19 protein-coding genes are annotated in these 19,143 nt (G+C 65.5%); 1 reads left to right on the plus strand and 18 read right to left on the minus strand.

The genetic code is table 11. The features are described from left to right. Window positions 1-35: 35 nt before the first annotated feature. Genes GH815_RS08275 through GH815_RS08290 form a run of 4 tightly spaced genes read right to left on the minus strand, consistent with a single transcriptional unit; the run spans window position 36 to window position 3,272 of the window. The gene (locus GH815_RS08275; protein WP_153748295.1) at window positions 36-956 is read right to left on the minus strand and encodes an ornithine cyclodeaminase family protein; all 921 of its coding nucleotides are present in this window, start codon (window positions 954-956) and stop codon (window positions 36-38) included. Between the two features lie 15 nt (window positions 957-971). Then, window positions 972-1,457 carry a YaiI/YqxD family protein gene (locus tag GH815_RS08280; RefSeq protein WP_343030731.1) on the minus strand — a complete coding sequence of 162 codons (486 nt, stop codon included), beginning with the start codon at window positions 1,455-1,457 and terminating at the stop codon, window positions 972-974. Beyond that, window positions 1,454-2,284: an S-formylglutathione hydrolase gene (gene fghA / locus GH815_RS08285; protein WP_153748296.1), complete on the minus strand. Its 831-nt coding sequence runs from the start codon at window positions 2,282-2,284 to the stop codon at window positions 1,454-1,456. The genes GH815_RS08280 and fghA overlap by 4 nt, the downstream gene beginning before the upstream one ends. A 58-nt stretch (window positions 2,285-2,342) precedes the next feature. Next, complete coding sequence (locus tag GH815_RS08290) at window positions 2,343-3,272, minus strand: AEC family transporter (RefSeq protein ID WP_153748297.1); 930 nt, start codon at window positions 3,270-3,272, stop codon at window positions 2,343-2,345. A 156-nt stretch (window positions 3,273-3,428) separates the two neighbouring features. Between GH815_RS08290 and GH815_RS08295 the strand changes: the two genes are divergently transcribed. Then, on the plus strand, window positions 3,429-4,052 hold the full coding sequence (locus GH815_RS08295) for a TetR/AcrR family transcriptional regulator (RefSeq protein WP_153748298.1): 624 nt from the start codon (window positions 3,429-3,431) through the stop codon (window positions 4,050-4,052). Here GH815_RS08295 and GH815_RS08300 read toward each other — a convergent pair. From GH815_RS08300 to bchF, 14 genes are all read right to left on the minus strand, one after another. After that, window positions 4,049-4,768 carry an NYN domain-containing protein gene (locus GH815_RS08300; protein ID WP_343030732.1) on the minus strand — a complete coding sequence of 240 codons (720 nt, stop codon included), beginning with the start codon at window positions 4,766-4,768 and terminating at the stop codon, window positions 4,049-4,051. The two genes, GH815_RS08295 and GH815_RS08300, sit on opposite strands and share 4 nt — an antisense overlap. A 143-nt stretch (window positions 4,769-4,911) precedes the next feature. Then, the gene (gene puhE, locus GH815_RS08305) at window positions 4,912-5,733 is read right to left on the minus strand and encodes a putative photosynthetic complex assembly protein PuhE (RefSeq protein ID WP_246176364.1); all 822 of its coding nucleotides are present in this window, start codon (window positions 5,731-5,733) and stop codon (window positions 4,912-4,914) included. Then, window positions 5,730-6,845, minus strand: coding sequence for a magnesium-protoporphyrin IX monomethyl ester (oxidative) cyclase (gene acsF, locus GH815_RS08310; protein WP_343030733.1), 1,116 nt, complete (start codon window positions 6,843-6,845; stop codon window positions 5,730-5,732). The genes puhE and acsF overlap by 4 nt, the downstream gene beginning before the upstream one ends. Continuing rightward, on the minus strand, window positions 6,842-7,138 hold the full coding sequence (locus tag GH815_RS08315; RefSeq protein ID WP_153748301.1) for a hypothetical protein: 297 nt from the start codon (window positions 7,136-7,138) through the stop codon (window positions 6,842-6,844). Before GH815_RS08315 ends, acsF begins: the two co-directional genes overlap by 4 nt. 51 nt (window positions 7,139-7,189) lie before the next feature. Beyond that, complete coding sequence (puhC, locus tag GH815_RS08320; protein WP_153748302.1) at window positions 7,190-7,660, minus strand: photosynthetic complex assembly protein PuhC; 471 nt, start codon at window positions 7,658-7,660, stop codon at window positions 7,190-7,192. A 3-nt stretch (window positions 7,661-7,663) separates the two neighbouring features. After that, entirely contained in the window at window positions 7,664-8,296 is a 633-nt protein-coding gene (gene puhB / locus GH815_RS08325) for a photosynthetic complex putative assembly protein PuhB (RefSeq protein WP_153748303.1), read from the minus strand. A 21-nt stretch (window positions 8,297-8,317) separates the two neighbouring features. Next, window positions 8,318-9,097 (minus strand): photosynthetic reaction center subunit H, encoded by a 780-nt coding sequence (gene puhA, locus GH815_RS08330; RefSeq protein ID WP_153748304.1) that lies wholly within the window; start codon window positions 9,095-9,097, stop codon window positions 8,318-8,320. A gap of 17 nt (window positions 9,098-9,114) precedes the next feature. Next, the gene (locus tag GH815_RS08335; protein WP_153748305.1) at window positions 9,115-10,560 is read right to left on the minus strand and encodes a PucC family protein; all 1,446 of its coding nucleotides are present in this window, start codon (window positions 10,558-10,560) and stop codon (window positions 9,115-9,117) included. Then, entirely contained in the window at window positions 10,560-11,246 is a 687-nt protein-coding gene (bchM, locus tag GH815_RS08340) for a magnesium protoporphyrin IX methyltransferase (RefSeq protein ID WP_153748306.1), read from the minus strand. Before bchM ends, GH815_RS08335 begins: the two co-directional genes overlap by 1 nt. Continuing rightward, window positions 11,246-12,142 carry a ferredoxin:protochlorophyllide reductase (ATP-dependent) iron-sulfur ATP-binding protein gene (bchL, locus tag GH815_RS08345; RefSeq protein ID WP_153748307.1) on the minus strand — a complete coding sequence of 299 codons (897 nt, stop codon included), beginning with the start codon at window positions 12,140-12,142 and terminating at the stop codon, window positions 11,246-11,248. Before bchL ends, bchM begins: the two co-directional genes overlap by 1 nt. A 20-nt stretch (window positions 12,143-12,162) precedes the next feature. Further along, complete coding sequence (locus GH815_RS08350) at window positions 12,163-15,735, minus strand: magnesium chelatase subunit H (protein ID WP_153748308.1); 3,573 nt, start codon at window positions 15,733-15,735, stop codon at window positions 12,163-12,165. After that, window positions 15,725-17,278, minus strand: coding sequence for a ferredoxin:protochlorophyllide reductase (ATP-dependent) subunit B (gene bchB / locus GH815_RS08355; protein WP_153748309.1), 1,554 nt, complete (start codon window positions 17,276-17,278; stop codon window positions 15,725-15,727). Before bchB ends, GH815_RS08350 begins: the two co-directional genes overlap by 11 nt. Further along, window positions 17,275-18,564: a ferredoxin:protochlorophyllide reductase (ATP-dependent) subunit N gene (locus tag GH815_RS08360; protein WP_153748310.1), complete on the minus strand. Its 1,290-nt coding sequence runs from the start codon at window positions 18,562-18,564 to the stop codon at window positions 17,275-17,277. Before GH815_RS08360 ends, bchB begins: the two co-directional genes overlap by 4 nt. After that, complete coding sequence (gene bchF, locus GH815_RS08365) at window positions 18,561-19,064, minus strand: 2-vinyl bacteriochlorophyllide hydratase (RefSeq protein ID WP_153748311.1); 504 nt, start codon at window positions 19,062-19,064, stop codon at window positions 18,561-18,563. Before bchF ends, GH815_RS08360 begins: the two co-directional genes overlap by 4 nt. Window positions 19,065-19,143: the final 79 nt, after the last annotated feature.

Here is a 19,143-nt window from a genome sequence, read left to right on the forward strand (position 1 = left end):
AGGCCGGGCATGGCATGCTGGCCGAAAATGGCCGCTCAGCCCCGCCCGCGCCAGGCGTCGAGGATATGGGCGCAGGTCATCAGGTCCAGATGCGCGCCGCCGCCATTCTTGAACAGCGTGATCTCGTCCGCCGAGCGCCGCGCGAATTGCCCGCCCGGCAGGTCGTAGAAATCCGCCACGATATCGGTTTCGGCGATGGCGCCCGAGGCCAGCGGGATCTTCAACTCGCCGATATGGCCCAGCGTGGTCTCGCGGCTGTCGACGAAGATGCGCGCCCGTTGCAGGGCGGCATCGTCGGCCTCGCGCATGTCGGGGCGGAAGGCGCCGATCAGGTCGAGATGCTGGCCCGGGCGCAGCCATGCGCCGCGGATCAGCGGCTGGGTCGCCATGGTGGCCGAGGTCACGATATCGGCCGCGCGCACCGCGCTTTCCAGATCGCGCGCAACCGCGATGCGCGGGAAGCTCATGGCAAGCCGCTCTGCCCCCACGGCCGAACGGTTCCAGACGGTGAAGCGCGCCTGCGGAAAGGCGCTGGCATAGGCTTCGTAAAGCGCGTGCGCCACCGTGCCCGCGCCGACGATCAGGATCTCGCGGCTGTCGGGACGGGCAAGGCGGGTGGCGGCCAGCAGGCTGTCGCCCGCTGTCTTCCACTTGGTGACGAGGTGGAAATCGACGATGGCCTCCAGCGTGCCGTCGCGGTCGGAATAAAGGCAGACGCCGCCATTGACCGCGGACTTGTCGCGCGCGGGATTGGCCGGAAAGATCGTCGCGGATTTCACCGCCAGCCCCAGCCCGTCGATCCAGGCGGCGCGGTTCAACAGCGTGTCGGGACCGCGATAGAGGAAACTGTCGGCAATCTCCGCGCGCGGCAGGCTGTGGCCACGCTCCAGCGCGGCACAAAGCTCCGCCCAGTTCAGGCAGGCTTCGCCTTCGGCAAACCCGATGATCTCTGGCATGGTCCCCCTCCCCGGTCAGCCCTTAGAATCCCGGCCATGCGACGCGCCCGCAGCGGGACGGGCAGCGCGCAAGGCGCGTTCCAGCGCGTCGAGAAAGCGCGTGCGATCAGCCTTGGCAAAGCCCCGGCCGCTGCCCTGGCGGAACGGGTCGGCGGCGCGCAGATCGGCCATCAGGTCGCGGGTGGCCAGACGTTCGCCGATATTGGCCGGGGTGAACGCCTCGCCATTATGGTTCAGGACCGCCGCCCCGGCGGCCACGCATTTCGCGGCAAGCGGCAGGTCCGCCGTCACCACCACATCGCCCGGCCCCGCCTGATCCGCGATCCACTTGTCGGCCTCGTCAGGGCCCTGGGCCACATAGACCATGCGCGCGAGCGGGTGATCGACGGGCCTGAGCCCGCCATTCGCCACATAAAGGACCGGGGCGCCGTGGCGTTCGACGACGCGCAGCGCCTCGGCCTTGACCGGGCAGGCATCGGCGTCGACGAGGACGCGGCTCACCGGTACAGCGCCTCGGCGTGAAAGGCGACGTGATCCTCCATGAAGGTGGAGACGAAGAAATAGCTGTGATCGTACCCGCCCTGCATCCGGAAGATCGCGGGATGGCGGGTTTCGGTGATCGCCGCGGCCAGCGCCTCGGGCATCAGCGAATCGATGAACTGATCGCCGGTGCCCTGGTCGATCAGCATCGGCCCCGCAAAGCCGTTGGCGCGCAGCGACAGGCAGGCATCGTGGCGGGTCCAGTCCACATTGCCCTCGCCCAGATAGGCGTGGATCGGCTTCTTGGCCCAATCCGACTGGCTGGGGTGGGTGATCGGCGCAAAGGCCGAGACCGAGGCGAAGCGGCCGGGATAGGCCATCGCGATGGTCAGCGCCCCATGCCCGCCCATGGAATGGCCGGTGATCGCCTGGCGTTCCTCGTCCAGCGCGAAGCCGTTGAACAGCACCCGCGGCAATTCCTCGGCGATGTAGTCCCACATGCGGAAATTGGCGGACCAGGGGGCCTGGGTGGCGTTGACATAGAAGCCCGCGCCCTGGCCCAGATTGTACATCTCGTGATCGGCCACATCCGCGCCCCTCGGCGAGGTGTCGGGAAAGACCAGCGCGATGCCATGCTCGGCGGCCCATTGCTGGGCACCGGCCTTGACCATGGCGTTCTCATGCGTGCAGGTCAGGCCCGAGAGATACCACAGCAGCGGCACGGGGCCGTCCTCGGCCTCGGCGGGCAGGAACAGGCCGAAGGTCATGTCGCATTTGCAGGCGTCCGAGGCGTGGCGATAGACGCCCTGCCGGCCGCCGAAGCATCTGTTCTCGGATAGGGTGTCCATGGCGCTCTCCCTCGCTGACCCGGCTATGGGGTAGCGCGCCCGCGCCCTCCGGGCAAGCTCAGAGCGTGGCGATCAGCGCGATCACGGCGGGAATGGTCAGGATCGAGGCCGCGGTCGAGATCAGGATTGAGGCCGAAACCCGCTGCGGCGCAACACCGTAATGCTGGGCCAGCATGTAGACATTGCCCGCCACCGGCAATGCGGCGGCCGCGATCATCACGCCAGCGGCATAGGGCCGGACATCGAACAGCACCAGCGCGGCAAAGGCCACCGCGGCAGGGTGCAGGATCAGCTTGGCAATGGACAGCCAGCCCGCCACCGCCAGCCGCTCCGCCGACCGGCTGGCAAGCGAGGCGCCGATGGCAAACAGCGCGCCGGGCGTGGCGGCGGCGCCCAGAAGCACCAGGAACATCGCCGCCGGTTCGGGCAGCGGCAATTGCAGGACCGACCAGGCAAGCCCCAGCACGATCGACACGATCATCGGGTTCTTGACCAGCCCCAGCGCGACATTGCCCAGGATCGCGGGGGAAACGCGGCCCTCGCGCGAGGCGGTCACCAGAATGACGATCAGGCTGGAGAACACGATCAGATCGACCGCCAGCACCATCATCACCGGCCCCACCGATGCCTCGCCCAGCAACAGCGCCAGCATCGGCAGGCCCAGGAACCCCGTGTTGCCGATGGCAGCGCATTGCGCCTCGACCGCGGCCTCGGCAACGCCGCGGCGGCGGATCAGGGCGATGGCGGTGGCCAGCAGATAGACCGCCATGGTGCCGGTCAGATAGGCGGCGATGAAGGCGGGATCGAAGAGCTCGGTTGCGGGCAGGTTGGCGGCGAAACGGAAGATCATCGCCGACAGCGCGAAATAGAAGACGAATTTCGTCAGCCAGGCGGTCGCCTCGGGCGTGAAGAACCCGGTCCGCCCGGCCCCGTAGCCAAGGCCGATCAGCGCGAAGAAGGGCAGGGTCTGAAGAAAGATCGCCAGCATCAGGCGCGGTTAGCACGCGGCGGCGGGATTGGGAATGGTCCCGGGGGTGCGGCGCGGGCGGGCCGGTGCGGTCCTGTCGCATTTGCCGCCAGGGTCCGGGTTGCCCGGGGTGAACCGTTCGGTTTAGACTACCCCATCGGTAGAACGGAACGCCGGATGACCGCCAATCCCGCGACGATCAGGAAGGGACGCAAGTTCGACCAGGTGCTGGAAGGCGCCCGGGACATCTTTCTGCGCGACGGCTTCGAGGGCGCAAGCGTGGACGACATCGCCCGCGCGGCAGGCGTGTCCAAGGCCACGCTTTACAGCTATTTCCCGGACAAGCGGCTGCTGTTCATCGAGGTTTTCCAGCAGGAATGCGACCGTCAGACCCTGGCCGCGCTGGACCAGATCGACATGGACGCGCCGGTGGCCGAGGTACTGAGACAGGCCGCGGGGCATATGGTCGCCTCGTTCCTGTGCGAGTTCAATCAGGCGGTGTTCCGGGTTTGCGTGGCCGAATCCGACCGCTTTCCGGAACTGGGCGCGGCGTTCTACCGGTCGGGTCCGCGGCGGCTGCATGACGAACTGGCGGCCTTTCTTGCGCGGGCCGATGGGCAGGGCGAGGTGTCGATCCCCGATGCCGCCCTGGCCGCCGACCAGTTCACCGAATTGTGCAAGGCCGATCTTTACCTGCGCCATCTCTTGCGGATCGACGACAACTTTGCCCCCGAGGAAATCGCCCGGGTGATCGAGGGGGCGGTGGCGACCTTCATGGCGCGCTACGGGATCGGCAGCTAATCCACGCGGCGCACCTGCATCTGGTTGCCGACCTTGCGCGTCTCGAACCGCTTCAACTCGTGCACGAGGTCGGACAGCTTGCGCTTGCCATAGGTCCGGGTGTCGAAATCGGGATTGTCGGCGGTGATGTACTGGCCAAGCTGGCCCAGCGTGTACCACTCGTCCTCCTGCTCGATCTTGTCCATCGCCCGGATGATCAGGTCGATCGCCTCTTTCGGCGGCCGCTTGCCGACAGGCTCGGCCGGGGTCTTGCCCTTCTGGGCGGGGACGGGCTCTTCGATGATGTTCTCGATCAGCACGAAGCGGTTGCAGACATTGCGCAGGCTGACCGGCGCCTTGGCCTCGCCAATGCCGATGACGTCAAGCCCCTGTTCGCGGATCCGGCTGGCCAGCCGCGTGAAATCGCTATCGGACGAAACCAGCACGAATCCGTCAAAGCGGCCCGAATGCAGGATGTCCATCGCGTCGATCACCAGCCCGATGTCGCTGGCGTTCTTGCCCTTGGTATTCGCGGTTTCCTGATGCGCCAGCAACCCCAGCGCCAGCACCTTTTCGGCCCAGGGTTTCAGCCGATCAGACGACCAGTCGCCATAGACCCGGCGCAGGGCCGGTTCGCCGAACGAGGTGATTTCCTTGAGGATCGGCTCGGCATAGCGGGCGGGGATGTTGTCGGCGTCGATCAGCACGGCAAGAAGCGGGGGCTTGGGATCGGGCACGAAACGGCTCTCCTTTCGGTGTGTCGGGGGCCGGGGCGCAAGGGCCGGCCCGCTGCCTCTGTCGCAGGCAGCAACCCAGGCTAGCATGGCGCAGGGCGGAAACTCCATGGGGAGAGTGCGCGCGGCCTTGAAAGGCGGCGGCGTCAGATGCCGCGCAGATCCTTGTGCTGGATCTCGGCTTTCTCGGGCGTGTCCTTGCGGGCGGGCAGCATCCAGCGCCAGAGCTTTTCGTCGGGCAGGGGCAGCACCATCAGCCAGTGTTCGAGCAAGGCCAGCGCCGTGATGGCGGACAACAGCGCGAAGCCGACGATTTCATGCGGGGCGGAAACCGACATCAACCGTTCGATCCAGCAATAGACCGCAAAGGTCAGGAACGAGACCGAGAAGGGAAACAGCCAGTTCAGCCGCGAGATCCGGAAATGGCTGGGCAGATGCGCCAGCGGCGAGGGCAGGAATTCGACATTGATCTTGGGCACGCCCAGAAAGAGGTTCAGCTTGGCCGAGATGCGCGCAAAGAACAGCACGATAAAGGTCCACAGACCGACCGCATTCGGCGAATCGTGGCTGGTAACAAGCATCACGAACAGGATCACGACCAGCAGCGTCTCGTGATAGGCGATGGTGCCATAGGCCCGCATGAAGCGTTCCCAGCCACGCGCGGCATCATGGCAATGCGTGGTGTTCGGCCCGGTGATGACCCCGGTCAGAAAGGCAAGCTCGACCCAGCCCCAGATCGCCAGCGCGGCAAGGAATGCCACATAGGACGCCGCCACACTTTCCATGTGCCGCGTCAGTTCGTAAAGCCAGACCCCGCCCCCCAGAAGGGGCAGGGCCATGATCGTGGCGCGCAGATGCGCAAGGCGGCCGCGATGCTCGGCACGGCGCACGACAACAAGGATCGCCCCGGTGGAGAACCACCAGATGAAAAGCGCCGCGAGCGCCGCGAACCACGCCGATGCGATCAATAGACAGGCTCCAGTCTGGTGCTGGCGGGCACCTGATGGCGTTTGGCCGGGATCGTGAACAGCATCGCAAAGGCCCAGGCCGCTTTCGCGCTGCCCGCCCATTGCGTCAGCCTGCCGCCCAGCCCCCCTGCCCGCTTGCCGCGGTCGATCTGCGCAGAGGCCGACTGAAGCGCCCTGAGCCCGGGCATCCAGCGCGGGTGGTCTATGTCCAGCGTGATCGGGAAGATCTGCTTGCTGAGTTCCGAGGTCTTGCGGAACACCTCATGCCCGTACCAGTCGGTATCGACGTCCAGCGCCTTGTGAAAGGCCGGGCGCTGGTGGTCGCGCACATGCATCGTGGCATAGACGGCGGTCAGGAAGAACTTGATCCACCACACATTGACGCCCGAGGTCAGTTTCGGGTCGGTCTTCATCAGCAGCGCGAAGGCTTCGCCATGGCGGAACTCGTCATTGCACCATTCGCGGAACCACTTGAAGATCGGGTGGAACCGCTTGTCGGGATGCGCCTCGAGATGGCGATAGATCGTGATGTAGCGGGCGTAGCCGATCTTTTCCGACAGGTAGGTGGCGTAATAGATGAATTTCGGCCGGAAATAGGTGTATTTCTTCATCTGGGTCAGGAAACCCAGATTGACCGCGATATTGGCCTCGCGCAGCGCATCGTTGATGAAACCCGCATGCCGCGCTTCGTCCCGCGCCATCAATTGGAACAGTTCCGTGATGTCGGGGTTGTTGCCGCGCCGCTTCATCTCCTTGTAGAGCACGCAGCCCGAGAATTCGGCGGTGCAGGAACTTATCAGGAAGTCGATGAATTCCTTGCGCAATTCCGGATCCATGCCGTCCCAGTCGACATGATCCCAGTTCTCGTCCTTGCGGAAATGGCCCTTGTTCGGGTCGGCCTTCATCTCGGCGATGAGCTGGTCCCAATCCTTGCGGACGGGGGTGACGTCGATCGCATCAAGCTCGTCGAAATCGGTGGTGTAGAAGCGGGGCGTCAGCAGGGTGTCCTGCATCGCGACCGCGGTTGCGCTTTCGCTGTCGAGAACGGCCTGGGCCTCCTGAATCGCCAGGCCCTCTTCGACGGTGGTGGCATCGGCGGTATGGACGTTCACAGCGTGGCCTCCTCGGAAAAGGAGAACTCGCAGAGTTCCATGACTTCCAGATCGCCGGTCAGCCGCGTCCAGAACCGTTCGACGCTCGAGGCGCGGGTGATGGTGGCGATGCGATCCTCGGTCACGACCTCGCCATAGGGGGCCATGATCTCGGGGCCATGCACCAGTACCTCGTCGCCCGGGTGGACGACGGCCCCGTTGTTGAAGCGCACATGCGCGTGAAGGCTTTCGAACTTGTGCGAGACCTCAACCGTGCAGGGCGCGGTCTCCTTTTCTCGGGTGAAGATTCCCATTTTGCGGTTCCCTGTTTTTTGTGGGAGGACACATGTTCCCAATCCTCCCGGTCAGTCCAGCAGCCGCGCGAAAGCTGCCGCGTTATCGGCACCAAAGCCGATCAGTTCCGCACGCCAACCCGTCAGGTCGTCGTACAGAGACAGACGCCCGCTTTCATAGCGGACGAGCCGGACAGGGGCATCAACCGGCGCGTCGATCTTGCCGCGCTCATGTCTCAGCACCCGCCAGATACCCGAGATGAACCCCCCCTCCAGGGGACCGAACTCGCGTATGATGTTTCCCTCGGTGTCATAGACGGTGGCCCGACCCGAGTTGCTGCCTTCGATCACGATCTGACGCTCGATGGCAATCGGCGCGTTGTGATCGGGCAAGGCCGAAAGCGGCTTGTCCGTCACCCGGGCCCAGGTCACCAGCGCCAGCGCCAGCAGGACCATGCCGAACATGGCCTTGATCATGATCGTAGGGATCTTTTCCATCCCGTCGGTCTTGCGGGGGCGCTTCTGGGGGTCGGTGGTGGCCATTTCTTACTCCGCTGCCAGCGCGTCGTCATCGGGAACGCGCGCGAGCCTGGGTTCGGAAACCCGCGTTTCCGCCGCGTCGGCGATGATCCGGGCGACCTTCGCCGCGTCAGGGATGCAGCGGAACGCGGGCTCCGTGCGGGCCATCCGCCAGGGGCGGACATGGGGCCAGCACAAGAGATAGGAGAATCTGGTCGTTCCCATCAGTTCGAAGGCGATGGTGCCGTTGCCCGATTTCCTGAGATCCAGATTGGCATTGCCGATCCAGGTATAGGGCAGGTTCAGCGTCATCGTGAGCGCAGCGCCGATCCGCAGCGCGACACGACGGTTCGTCACGGTATAGACCGTCGCCTTGGCCTGGACGAAGGCCGTGATCATGAGCAGGGCACAGACCACGGCCCCGAGGACCAGGAAGAACGATGATGCGACCGCCGCCTGGGCCAGAGACATCGTCTCGGTGGCGACGATCACACGCCAGAGGAACAGCACGACGAAATACCCGCCGACCCAGTAAAGCGCGAGGCTTTCGCGGGCCAGAACCCACCAGTCGGGTGACCCCTGCCAGAGGATGTGTTCACCCTCCGGCGGAAGCTCGGGCAGGCCCTTGATGGGCTCGACGTCGAAATCGTCGTGGGACATGCGTCCGGTCGCTCCTCGGGATTAGAGTTGCGGTTCCTGCCGCGCCGGGTCGGCATAGAGCGTGCCGCCGGCATAGTAGCCGCAGATCTTTTCTTCCTCGAGCTTGGTCACCTTTTTGGGCGACTTGATCGTCGGCACGCCGGCGAAGTGCTTGCCATAGATCAGGCGCACGCCCACTTCGGGCTTGAACCAGCTGATATTGGCAACCTGCATCGGGATCAGCCGGCGCCCGCCACCATGGGCAGCGTCCAGTTCGACCTCGAGATAGCGCACAAGCTGCTCGGGCTCGTCGATCCACATGTCGACGACCTTGCCGACCGCCTCGCCGTCACCGGCCACGACGGTCATGCCGCGCGGATCGCGACCGCCCGACACCTTGAAGCCGCCAAGCGCCGCCATCGGCTGGATCTTGGGATGGCCGCGGCCGTCCAGTTCCGGCTCGTCCTTGCGGGCACACCACGAGGCCGGGCCGACGCCGTCCACCATGGGATCGCCGGTCGGTTCCAGCGGATAACCGTTGTTCTTGGTCATCTTCTTCAGCGGCAGATCCTTGTTGCGCGGATCGGTCAGCAGGTTGGGCACGGTCATTTCGCCCTGGCCATGCGGCAGCTTGAAGGTCTTCTTCTCGGGCACCCAGAACATGCCCTGGTTCGGCGCGGGCTTGCCCATCTCGTCCTCGAGCGGATAGCCCTCGTGCATGTTCGCGCGCTGGAGGTAGAACACCAGCCCCGCGAAGAACAGCCAGAATGACCAGATGGACAGACTGGCAAGATCGAAGTTTCCGAAAAATGCGTTGACCATGGGTTCGGTCCTCCGGGTCAGGTTGGGAAGTCGGCCAGCCCGATCTTGGCCGAGGAATCCCTGTTGGGATGGTTGCTGTCCTGTGGCCGCACGAGCGGCCCCAGAACCATGAGTGTCACGAACAGCAGGACGATCTCAATGTGGTAGACCGCCGCGTATCCGGTGGCCGGGGTTTCGAGTCCCGCGCCGAACGCGCCCGAAAGCGCAAAGTGATTCATGACGTCGCGCGTCGTGCCGCCGATGGCGACTGCAAGCCCCGCCGCCGTCGCCTGCGCCGCGCCCCAGGCGCCCAGCGCAAGCCCGCGCCCGGCCTTGCCTTCGGCAGGCAGCGACATCGCGGCCGTCAGCGTCGCCACCGCGAAAAGCCCGCCGCCGAAACCGATCAGACCGGCGCCCAGGAAGAACAGCGCCGCCGAGCCGAGCGGTCCGGACAGGATCACCAGCGAGAAGGCGCCGATCCCCGACAGGATGCCCGTCGCGCCCATGCGGTAGAGGTTCATGCCCTGGCTAAGCCAGCGCGCGGCCAGCCCGAAGCCCACCAGAGCCCCAGCCGCCCAGGTGCCGGTCAGAAGCGTGGTGGTGCCGACCGCCAGCCCCAGAACCTCGCCGCCATAGGGTTCGAGCAGCACGTCCTGCATGTTGAAGGCCAGCGTCCCCAGCGCCACCACGGCCAGCAGGCGTCCAGCCTGCCCGCCGCGGGCGAAATCCGCCCAGGCATCCGAAAAGCTGGGCGGGCGGGTCGACCGCTCGGCCTTGCTCATCGGGTTCATCGGTTCCTGCTTCCACAGCGCGATGAGGTTCAGGACCACGGTCGCGACCGCAGCGCCCTGAACCACCCGGATCAGGGTCAACTGGCTGAAATCGCGCAGAAGCCAGCCGATCACCAGGGCCGAAACGCCCATGCCCACAAGGAACATGACGTAAAGCAGCGCCACGACGCGGGGTCGTGTCTCGTCCGTCGCTCGGTCCGAGGCCAGCGCAAGACCCACGGTCTGGGTCATGTGGATGCCAAGCCCCGTCATCAGGAAGGCAATGCCCGCCAGCACCTCGCCCGCCCAGGACGGCCCAAGGGTCTGGTCGCCCGAGAGCACGATCAGCGCGAACGGCATGATCGCCAGCCCGCCCATCTGCCAGAGCGTGCCGAACCACATGTAGGGGATGCGTTTCCAGCCGATGGCCGAGCGGTAATTGTCCGACTTGAACCCCAGAAGCGCGCGGAACGGCGCGGTCATGACCGGCAGCGCGATCATGATGGCCACCATCATCGCCGGGATCGCCAGTTCCACGATCATCACCCGGTTCAGCGTGCCCAGCAGCATGACGGTCGCCATGCCGACAGAGACCTGGAACAGCGACAGGCGCAGAACCTGCCGGATCGGGAAATCGGGCGAAGCGGCGTCGGCGAAGGGAAGGTACTTCACCGAAAGACGGGTCAGCGGATGGGGCTTGCGGGCGGCGCTCATCAGGGCTCAAGCTCCATCGCCTGGCTGATATAGAAGCCGCGCGCCACCCGGTGCACCGGCCGCAGATGCCCGCGCACCCCGGCCTTGCGCAGGGCATTCGCGATGCGCGCCTCGGAATGGGGGATGATCCGCGGCGAGCGGTCGGAACGCGGGAACAGCTTGCCCAGCACATGCATCACGGACAGAAGCGGCGTCTTGGGCGCGACCGTGAAGACGATCTTGCCGCGGGTGCGCGCGGCCAGCTTGCCCAGCGCCGCGGCGATGTCCCTGGCCTTGTAGTGGATCAGGCTGTCCATCGACATCACATAGTCGAAATGGCCCAGCCGGTCCGACAGCATGTCGCCCGCAACAAAGGTGATCTGGCGGTGATACTTCTCGGGGATGCGGCTTTTCGCCACATCCAGAAGGCTTTGCGAGATGTCGCAGGCGACGACCTCGGCCCCCCGCTGCACCAGTTCCAGCGTCATCGGCCCGGCACCGCAGCCCGCGTCAAGGACGCGCTTGCCGGTCAGATCCTCGGGCAACCGCGCGAGCATGGCCGCGCGCATCTGGTCGCGGCCTTCGCGCACCGTCTGGCGGATGCGCGAAACCGGCGCGTCAGAGGTCAGCCGTTCCCACGTCTTCGACGCCGTGCGGTCGAAATAGTGTTCCAGACGTTCCCGTGTCTTGGCGTAACTGCTGCTCATCAATCAAACCCGAGCAATTCGAAAATCTCACGGTCTTCCAGCGGCGCGGGCGCCAGCGGGTCGGTGCCGTTCCAGAGCGTCTCGGCCAGCCGGATGTATTCGGCGCGGCACATGATGATGTCCTCGTCGTCGGGCATCTCGAACAGCGTCTTCTTCATCAGCCGCGACCGGCGGATCGCATCGACCAGCGGCATGTGCGCGATCCGCTTGAAGCCGACCCGGTTGCAATACTTGTCGACCTGGTCGGTATCCTCGGAGCGGTTGGCGATGCAGCCCGCAAGCCGCACGTTATAGTTCTTGGACTTGGCCTGAACCGCGGCGATGATCCGGTTCATCGCATAGATCGAGTCGAAATCGTTCGCGGTCACGATCACCGCGCGGTCGGCATGCTGCAAGGGCGCGGCAAAGCCGCCGCAGACCACGTCGCCCAGCACGTCGAAGATCACGACATCGGTATCTTCCAGCATGTGATGCTGTTTCAGCAACTTGACGGTCTGGCCCACGACATAGCCGCCGCAGCCCGTGCCCGCAGGCGGGCCGCCCGCCTCGACGCACATCACGCCGTTGAAGCCCTCGGTCACGAAATCCTCGGGGCGCAGTTCCTCGGGGTGGAAATCCACCGATTTCAGAACGTCGATCACCGTGGGTTGCAGGTGGCCGGTCAGGGTAAAGGTCGAATCATGCTTGGGGTCGCAGCCGATCTGAAGCACGCGCTTGCCCAGCATCGAAAAGGCCGCCGACAGGTTGGACGAGGTCGTGGACTTGCCGATCCCACCCTTGCCATAGACCGAGAAGACCTTGGCCCCCTCGATCTTCATGGACGGATCCTGATGGACCTGGACGGAGCCTTCGCCGTCCTCGCCTATCAGCACCGGAATTTCGTCTCTCGGGCTCATGGTTCCCTCCGTTCGCGGCTCTACTCGGCCGCAACTATGCCTTCGAGCCGGTCTTCCAGCTCGTCTGCGGCCGCTTGCAGCGCGGCCAGGGTCTCGGCGTCGGGTTGCCAGTAATTGCGGTCATGCGCCTCAAGCAGGCGGTTGGCCAGTTTGGCCGACGCCGCCGGGTTGAGGCTGGCAAGCCGCTTGCGCATTTCCTCGTCAAGAACAAAGGTTTCCGACAGCCGCTGATACACCCAGGGCTCCACCTGGCCGGTTGTCGCCGACCATCCCAAGGTGTTCGTCACCTGCGCCTCGATCTGGCGCACGCCTTCATGCCCGTGTTTCAGCATGCCCTCGAACCATTTCGGGTTCAGGCTGCGGGACCGGGTTTCAAGGGCGACCTGTTCCTTCAGCGTGCGCACCTTGCCTTCGCCGCGGGTCTGGTCGCCGATATAGACGGCGGCCTCGCTGCCCTTGGCCCGTTTCACCGCGCGGGAGATCCCGCCCAGCGTATCGAAATAATGGTCGACCGTGGTCACGCCCAGTTCGACGCTTTCCAGGTTCTGATAGGCGATGTCCACATCCTTGAGCGTCTGCTGCAACAGCGCCGCATTCGCCGTCGACTTGCCGTCCCGGCCATAGGCAAAGCTCTTGCGCGCCTCATAGGCGTCGGCCAGCTCGTCCTCCTCGCCCCAAGCGCCGCTGTCGATCAACCCGTTGACGTTCGAGCCATAGGCGCCCTCGGCATTCGAGAAGACGCGCAGCGCAGCGGTCTCCATGTCGACGCCCATCTTCTGGGCATGCGCCAGCGAATGCGCCCGGATGTAGTTCATCTCCAGCGCCTCGTCCTCGGCCATCGCGGCCTTCCAGGCGGCTTCGGCCAGCATCCGGGTCTGAAGCGGCAGAAGGTCGCGGAAGATGCCGGAAAGCGTCATCACCACGTCGATGCGCGGTCGGCCCAGTTCGGCCAGCGGCACCAGATCGGCGCCGCAGAGCCGCCCATAGCTGTCAAAGCGCGGCTTCGCCCCCATCAGCGCCATCGCCTGCGCGATCGGGCCGCCATCCGACTTGATGTTGTCGGACCCCCACAGCACCATCGCCACGGATCGCGGCAGGGTCGGATGCGCCTCAAGCAGTTTCTGCGCCTGTTTCGCGCCCTCCTGCATGGCGAACATCGTCGGCATGCGGAACGGATCGAAGGCGTGGATGTTGCGCCCCGTCGGCAGCACCTCGGCCGAACGGATCAGGTCGCCGCCGGGCACCGGCTTGATGTAGCGCCCGCCCAGCGCACGCAGGATCGCGGGGATCTCGGTGTCCTGTTGCAGCCAGTGATCCACCCGCTCGCGGGTCTCGTCATCGACATCGCACATCACGCGCAGATGCTCGGCGCGTTCCGCATCGGTGACCGGGCGGCCCAGCACATGCAGCCCGTCGGGAATCAGTGCATCCTCGGTTTCCAGCAGCTTCAGCCAAAGCTGTTCGGGCGGGGTGCCGGCCATGTCGACGGCTTCGGCCTGGATCCGGATCAGTTCCTCCAGATCGGCCATTTCGGGCGAGCCCGGCTCGGTCTGGCGCCAGCGGGTCAGGCTGTCCTTGAGTTCCTGCAAACCCTTGTAAAGCCCCGAAGCCGCCAGCGGGGGCGTCAGGTGGGTGATCGTCACCGCGTTCGAGCGGCGCTTGGCCAGCGTCGCCTCGGAGGGGTTGTTCGAGGCATAGAGATAGACGTTCGGCATGTCGCCGATCAGCCGGTCGGGCCAGTCGCGCGCGCCCATGCCCGCCTGCTTGCCCGGCATGAATTCCAGCGCGCCATGCATCCCGAAATGCAACAGCACATCCGCCCGGAAGCTGTTCTTGAGCCACAGGTAGAAGGCGCTGAAGGCATGGGTCGGAGCAAAGCCGCGTTCGAACAGCAGGCGCATCGGGTCGCCCTCGTAGCCGAAGGTCGGCTGCACGCCCACGAAGACATTGCCGAACTCGCGGCCCAGCACGAAGACGCCGCGCCCGTCGGACCGGATCTTGCCGGGCGCAGGGCCCCAGACCGCCTCGATCTCGGACAGCCAGGGCGTGCCGCGCACCAGATCGTCGGCGGGCACATGGGCGCAGACATTGGCCTCCTGGCCGTATTGCTTGGCGTTGCCCTCAAGGATCGCCTGCCGCAACTCGTCCACGCTGGCGGGCAATTCGCCGACCTGATAGCCCTCGGCCTTCATGCGGTGGAGCGTGTTGAACAGGCTTTCGAAGACCGACAGATAGGCCGCCGTCCCGACCGCACCCGCATTGGGCGGGAAGCCGAACAGGATCACGCCCACCTTGCGTTCGGCAACCCTTGACCGGCGCAGCCGCGCCAGCCGCTCGACCCGCGCGGCCAGCGTCGTCACCCGTTCGGAACAGGCGGCCATGGCCTTGCTTTCGGTCATGCAGGCGCAGCTTTTCTGGCAGCCCTGACAGCCCTCGGGGCCGTGGCGGCCGCCAAAGACGGTGGGCGAGATCGCTCCGTCAAGCTCGGGCAGCGCGATCAGCATCGTGGTCTCGACCGGCCCCAGCCCGCCCGACGAGGCGCTCCACTGGCCAAGGGTCTGGAATTCCAGCGGATGCGCGGCGACGTAAGGCACATCGAGACCGCTGAGAACCTCGACAGCGGCATCGCTGTCGTTGTAGGCAGGCCCGCCGATCAGGCTGAACCCGGTCAGCGAGACCAGCGTATCGACATGGACCCCGGTTTCGCCCCTGAAATAGGCGTCGATGGCCGGGCGCGCGTCCAGACCGCCCGCAAAGGCCGCGATCACCCGGATGCCGCGCTCTTCCAGCGCCCGGATCACCGCATCGTAATGCGCCGTGTCCGAGGCCAGGATATAGGACCGCATCAACAGGATGCCGACCGTTGCCACGGGCTGCGCCGGGCGCGGCAGGTGGGCGAGGTCGGTGGTGATGCCATGCGGCAGGTCGGGGTGGTAAAGACCGACTTCGGGGTATTCGACCGGCGCTTCGGAATGGGCACCACGCCACGCCTTTTCATGGGCGTAGCGCGAGACGAGGAAGCGGACCATCTGCTCCACATTGTCGTCCGAGCCGCCCAGCCAGTATTGCATGGTCATGAACCAGGCGCGCAGATCCTGCGCCTTGCCGGGCAGGTATTTCAGCATCTTGGGCAGACGCCGCAGCATCGCCATCTGCTTTTCGCCACCAGTCCTGGGCGCCTCTCCCTCCTTGGAGCCGCGCAACTTCTTGAGAAGCTTCATCGGACCCGAGGCGGGTTTCGACATGTCGAGATCGCCCATCCTGGTCAGGGTCACGATCTGCTTGTCAGCGATGATCCCGATCATTGCGTCGCATTGATCGCGCCGCGCCTGAAGATCAGGCAGGATCGCGGTGATATGTTCCTCGATGAACAGCAGGTTGGCGATGATGATGTCGCCATGGCGAACGTCTTCGCGGGCGCGGGCCAGCGCCTCGGGATTCTCGGCCCAGGTGGCGGCGGCGTGGACCGAGACGGTCAGCCCCGGGAAATCGTCGCGCAGCCGCTCGGTGACGCGAGCCGCGGGCCCGGCCGAATGGGAATCCAGCGTGACGATGACGACTCGGTAGCCGGGGGCGTGGCGATCATCGCGCATAATGGGCCTTGGCCTCGTACAGGGTTTCGACGCTGATCTGGGTCACGCCCTTTTCGAGCGCGAATTTCTCGGTGTTCCGCTTGGCCTTGCCGCGCACGAAGAAGGGTATCTTCTTCAGTTCCTTCTCGGCATCCGACAGCCAGACGACATTGCCTTCGGCAGGCATAGCGGCGGCCGCGGCCATCTCCGGTTCGGGCTCGTCCGTGGGCGACTCGTCCAGCGCGCGCAACCGGGCCGCGCCGCCGTGATGCGAGGCGCCAGCCTCGTCGTGGAATTCGAAATCCTCGCGGAACATGTGCAGCAGATGCTCTTCGAGGCCCATGACCAGCGGGTGAACCAGCGTGTCGAAGATGACATTCGCGCCCTCCCAGCCCATGACGGGGGAGTAGCGGGCGGGGAAGTCCTGAACGTGGACGGGCGCCGAGATCACCGCGCAGGGGATGCCCAGACGCTTGCCGATATGACGTTCCATCTGGGTGCCCAAGATCATCTCGGGCGCCAGCGCCTCGATGGTCTGTTCGACCTCCAGATAATCCTCGGTCACCAGCGCCTCGACGCCGTATTCCTTGGCGAGCGCACGGATATCGCGGGCATATTCGCGGTTGTAACAGCCCAGCCCCACGACCTCGAAGCCCATCTCGTCGCGCGCAACCCGCGCCATGGCCTTCACATGCGTCGCGTCCCCGAACAGGAACACCCGCTTGCCGGTCAGGTAGGTCGAATCGACCGAGCGTGAATACCATGGCAGGCGCAGGCGGCTGTCATCGGCTTTCGGCGCCACCCCGGCCAGTTTCGCCACCTCGGCGATGAAATCATGGGTTGCGCCGACGCCGATGGGCACGACCCTGGTATAGGGCTGGCCCAGGTTGCGCTCGGCCCAGCGGGCGGCGGCCTCGGCATGTTCGGGATACATCAGCACGTTGAAATGCGCGGCCCCCATCCGGGCGATATCGGCCGGCGTGGCCCCCATCGGGGCGACCACGTTCACGGCGATGCCCATTTCCTCCAGCAGCGCCGTCACCTCGGTGATGTCGTCGCGGTGGCGGAAGCCAAGGCCGGTGGGGCCGATCAGGTTGGCCGAGACATGCGCGCTGCGCCCCATCGGCCGGGCCAGCGCCTTGACGATCTGGAAGAAGGTCTCGTCGGTGCCGAAATTCTCCTTGCGCTGATAGCTCGGCAATTCCAGCGGGATCACCGGCACCGGCAGGCCCATCGTGGCCGACATGCCCTCGGGATCGTCCTGGATCAGCTCTGCCGTGCAGGACGAGCCGACGATCAGCGCCTGCGGCTTGAACCGCTCATAGGCATCCTGAAGCGCGGTCTTGAACAGGTTCGCGGTGTCGCCGCCCAGATCGCGCGCCTGAAAGGTCGTGTAGCTGACCGGCGGGCGGTGGTTCCGCCGCTCGATCATGGTGAACAGAAGGTCGGCATAGGTGTCGCCCTGGGGGGCGTGCAGGACGTAATGCAGACCCTTCATTGCCGTCGCAACGCGCATGGCGCCGACATGCGGCGGGCCCTCATAGGTCCAGACCGTCAGTTTCATGCCGCGCCCTCCAGACCGCTCAGCAGCGCGCGGCGGCGCAGCGGGCGGGCGAACAGACCGGCAAGATCTCCGGCCTGTTCATAAAGATGAACCGGGGTGAAGACGAGCTCAATGGCCCATTTCGTCGCCATGCCCTCGGCCTCCAGCGGATTGGCCAGACCCAGCCCGCACACCGTCAGATCGGGCCGCGCGGCGCGGCAGCGGTCAAGCTGGCGGTCCACATCCTGCCCTTCCGAGATCACCGGCCCTTCGGCCAGCAGGTCCAGATCGGGCCCGACGATCTGCTTGTTGATGAAGGGCGCGCCCACCTCGACGGCCTTCATGCCGCATTCGCGGGTCAGGAACCGGGCCAGCGGGATTTCAAGCTGGCTGTCGGGAAAGAAGAAGATCGACTTGTCCCGCAGCGTCTCGGCCGCCGCGGCGATGGCCTTGCGGGCACGGGCGCGCGGGGCGTCGGTGACGCGGGCAAAGCTGTCGGGAGCGACGCCGAATTCCTGCGCGATGGTCCAGAGCCAGGCGGTCGTCCCCTCCTCGCCAAAGGGGAAGGGCGCCGACAGGATCCGCGCGCCGCGCCGTTCCAGGCAGGCGGCGGTCTCGTTCAGGAAGGGCTGGGTCAGCGCAACCAGCGTGTTCGCCCCCACGCCGGGCGTCTCGGCCGCGCGATGGGCAGGCAGGCAGCGCACCGGGGACACGCCCATGTCACGCAGCAGCGCCATCGCCTGATCCTCGACCACATCGGGCAGCGCGCCGACCAGCAGAAGCTGGCGCTCGGCGGTATCGGGCAGGGTCGGGACCATCGCGGCAAGGCAGGCATCCTCGCCCTCGGTAAAGGTCGTCTCGATGCCCGAGCCGGTATAATTCAGCACGCGAACATGCGGCGCATGACGCTCGGTCAGCCGCTCGGCCGCGCGATGCAGGTCAAGCTTGATGACCTCGGACGGGCAGGAGCCGACCAGGAACAACTGCCGGATATCGGGGCGGCGGGCCAGCAGGCGGTCCACCTCGCGATCCAGTTCCTCGTTCGCGCAGGCCAGACCCGCCAGATCCTTTTCCTCGAGGATCGCGGTGCCGAAGCGCGGCTCGGCAAAGATCATCACGCCGGCGGCCGATTGCAGCAGATGCGCACAGGTGCGCGAGCCCACGACCAGGAAGAACGCATCCTGCATCTTGCGGTGCAGCCAGATGATGCCGGTCAGCCCGCAGAACACCTCGCGCTGGCCGCGCTCTTTCAGGACGGGGGCGTTGCGGCAGCCCGCTTCGGGCGGCTGGGGCACGAAATCCTTCAAGCCATAGCCTCCGTCCGGTCAGACTGGCCTTGCAGCCGGGCCATGCGCAGCTTCCACAGGAATTGCGCGGCGTTGATGACATAGGCGGCATAGGCCGCCAGCGCGACATACATCTGCCCCTCGGGGCCGAAATTGCCGGTGAACAGCGCCCACAGATAAAGCGTGTGCAGGAAGATCACCAGCATCGAGAAGACGTCTTCCCAGAAGAAGGCCTTGGCGAACAGATACTTGCCAAAGACGACCTTTTCCCAGATCGCGCCGGTGATCATGATGGTATACAGCACCAGCGTCTTGATCACGATCGAGATCGTCGCTGCCTCGAAACCCGCCCCGGTCCACAGATAGCGGATCACCAGACCCAGCGAGACGAGGAACACAAGGAATTGCACCGGCGCCAGAACGCCCTGAACGATGGTCCAGACGGACTCGTCTCGTCTCCGGCGTTCTTCCGGGGTATAGAGTTGGAACGCCTTGGTGGCGGCTCCGCTTCCTTTCGACATCCTCCGACTCCCTGACAGACGGTGGCGGGTTCAAGTTAGACCTCGGCAGCGGAAAGTGTCAATTGTAATTTACACTCTT

The sequence above is a fragment of the Rhodovulum strictum genome (assembly GCF_009649175.1).
In the GTDB taxonomy this organism is placed as follows: Bacteria; Pseudomonadota; Alphaproteobacteria; order Rhodobacterales; family Rhodobacteraceae; genus Rhodovulum; species Rhodovulum strictum.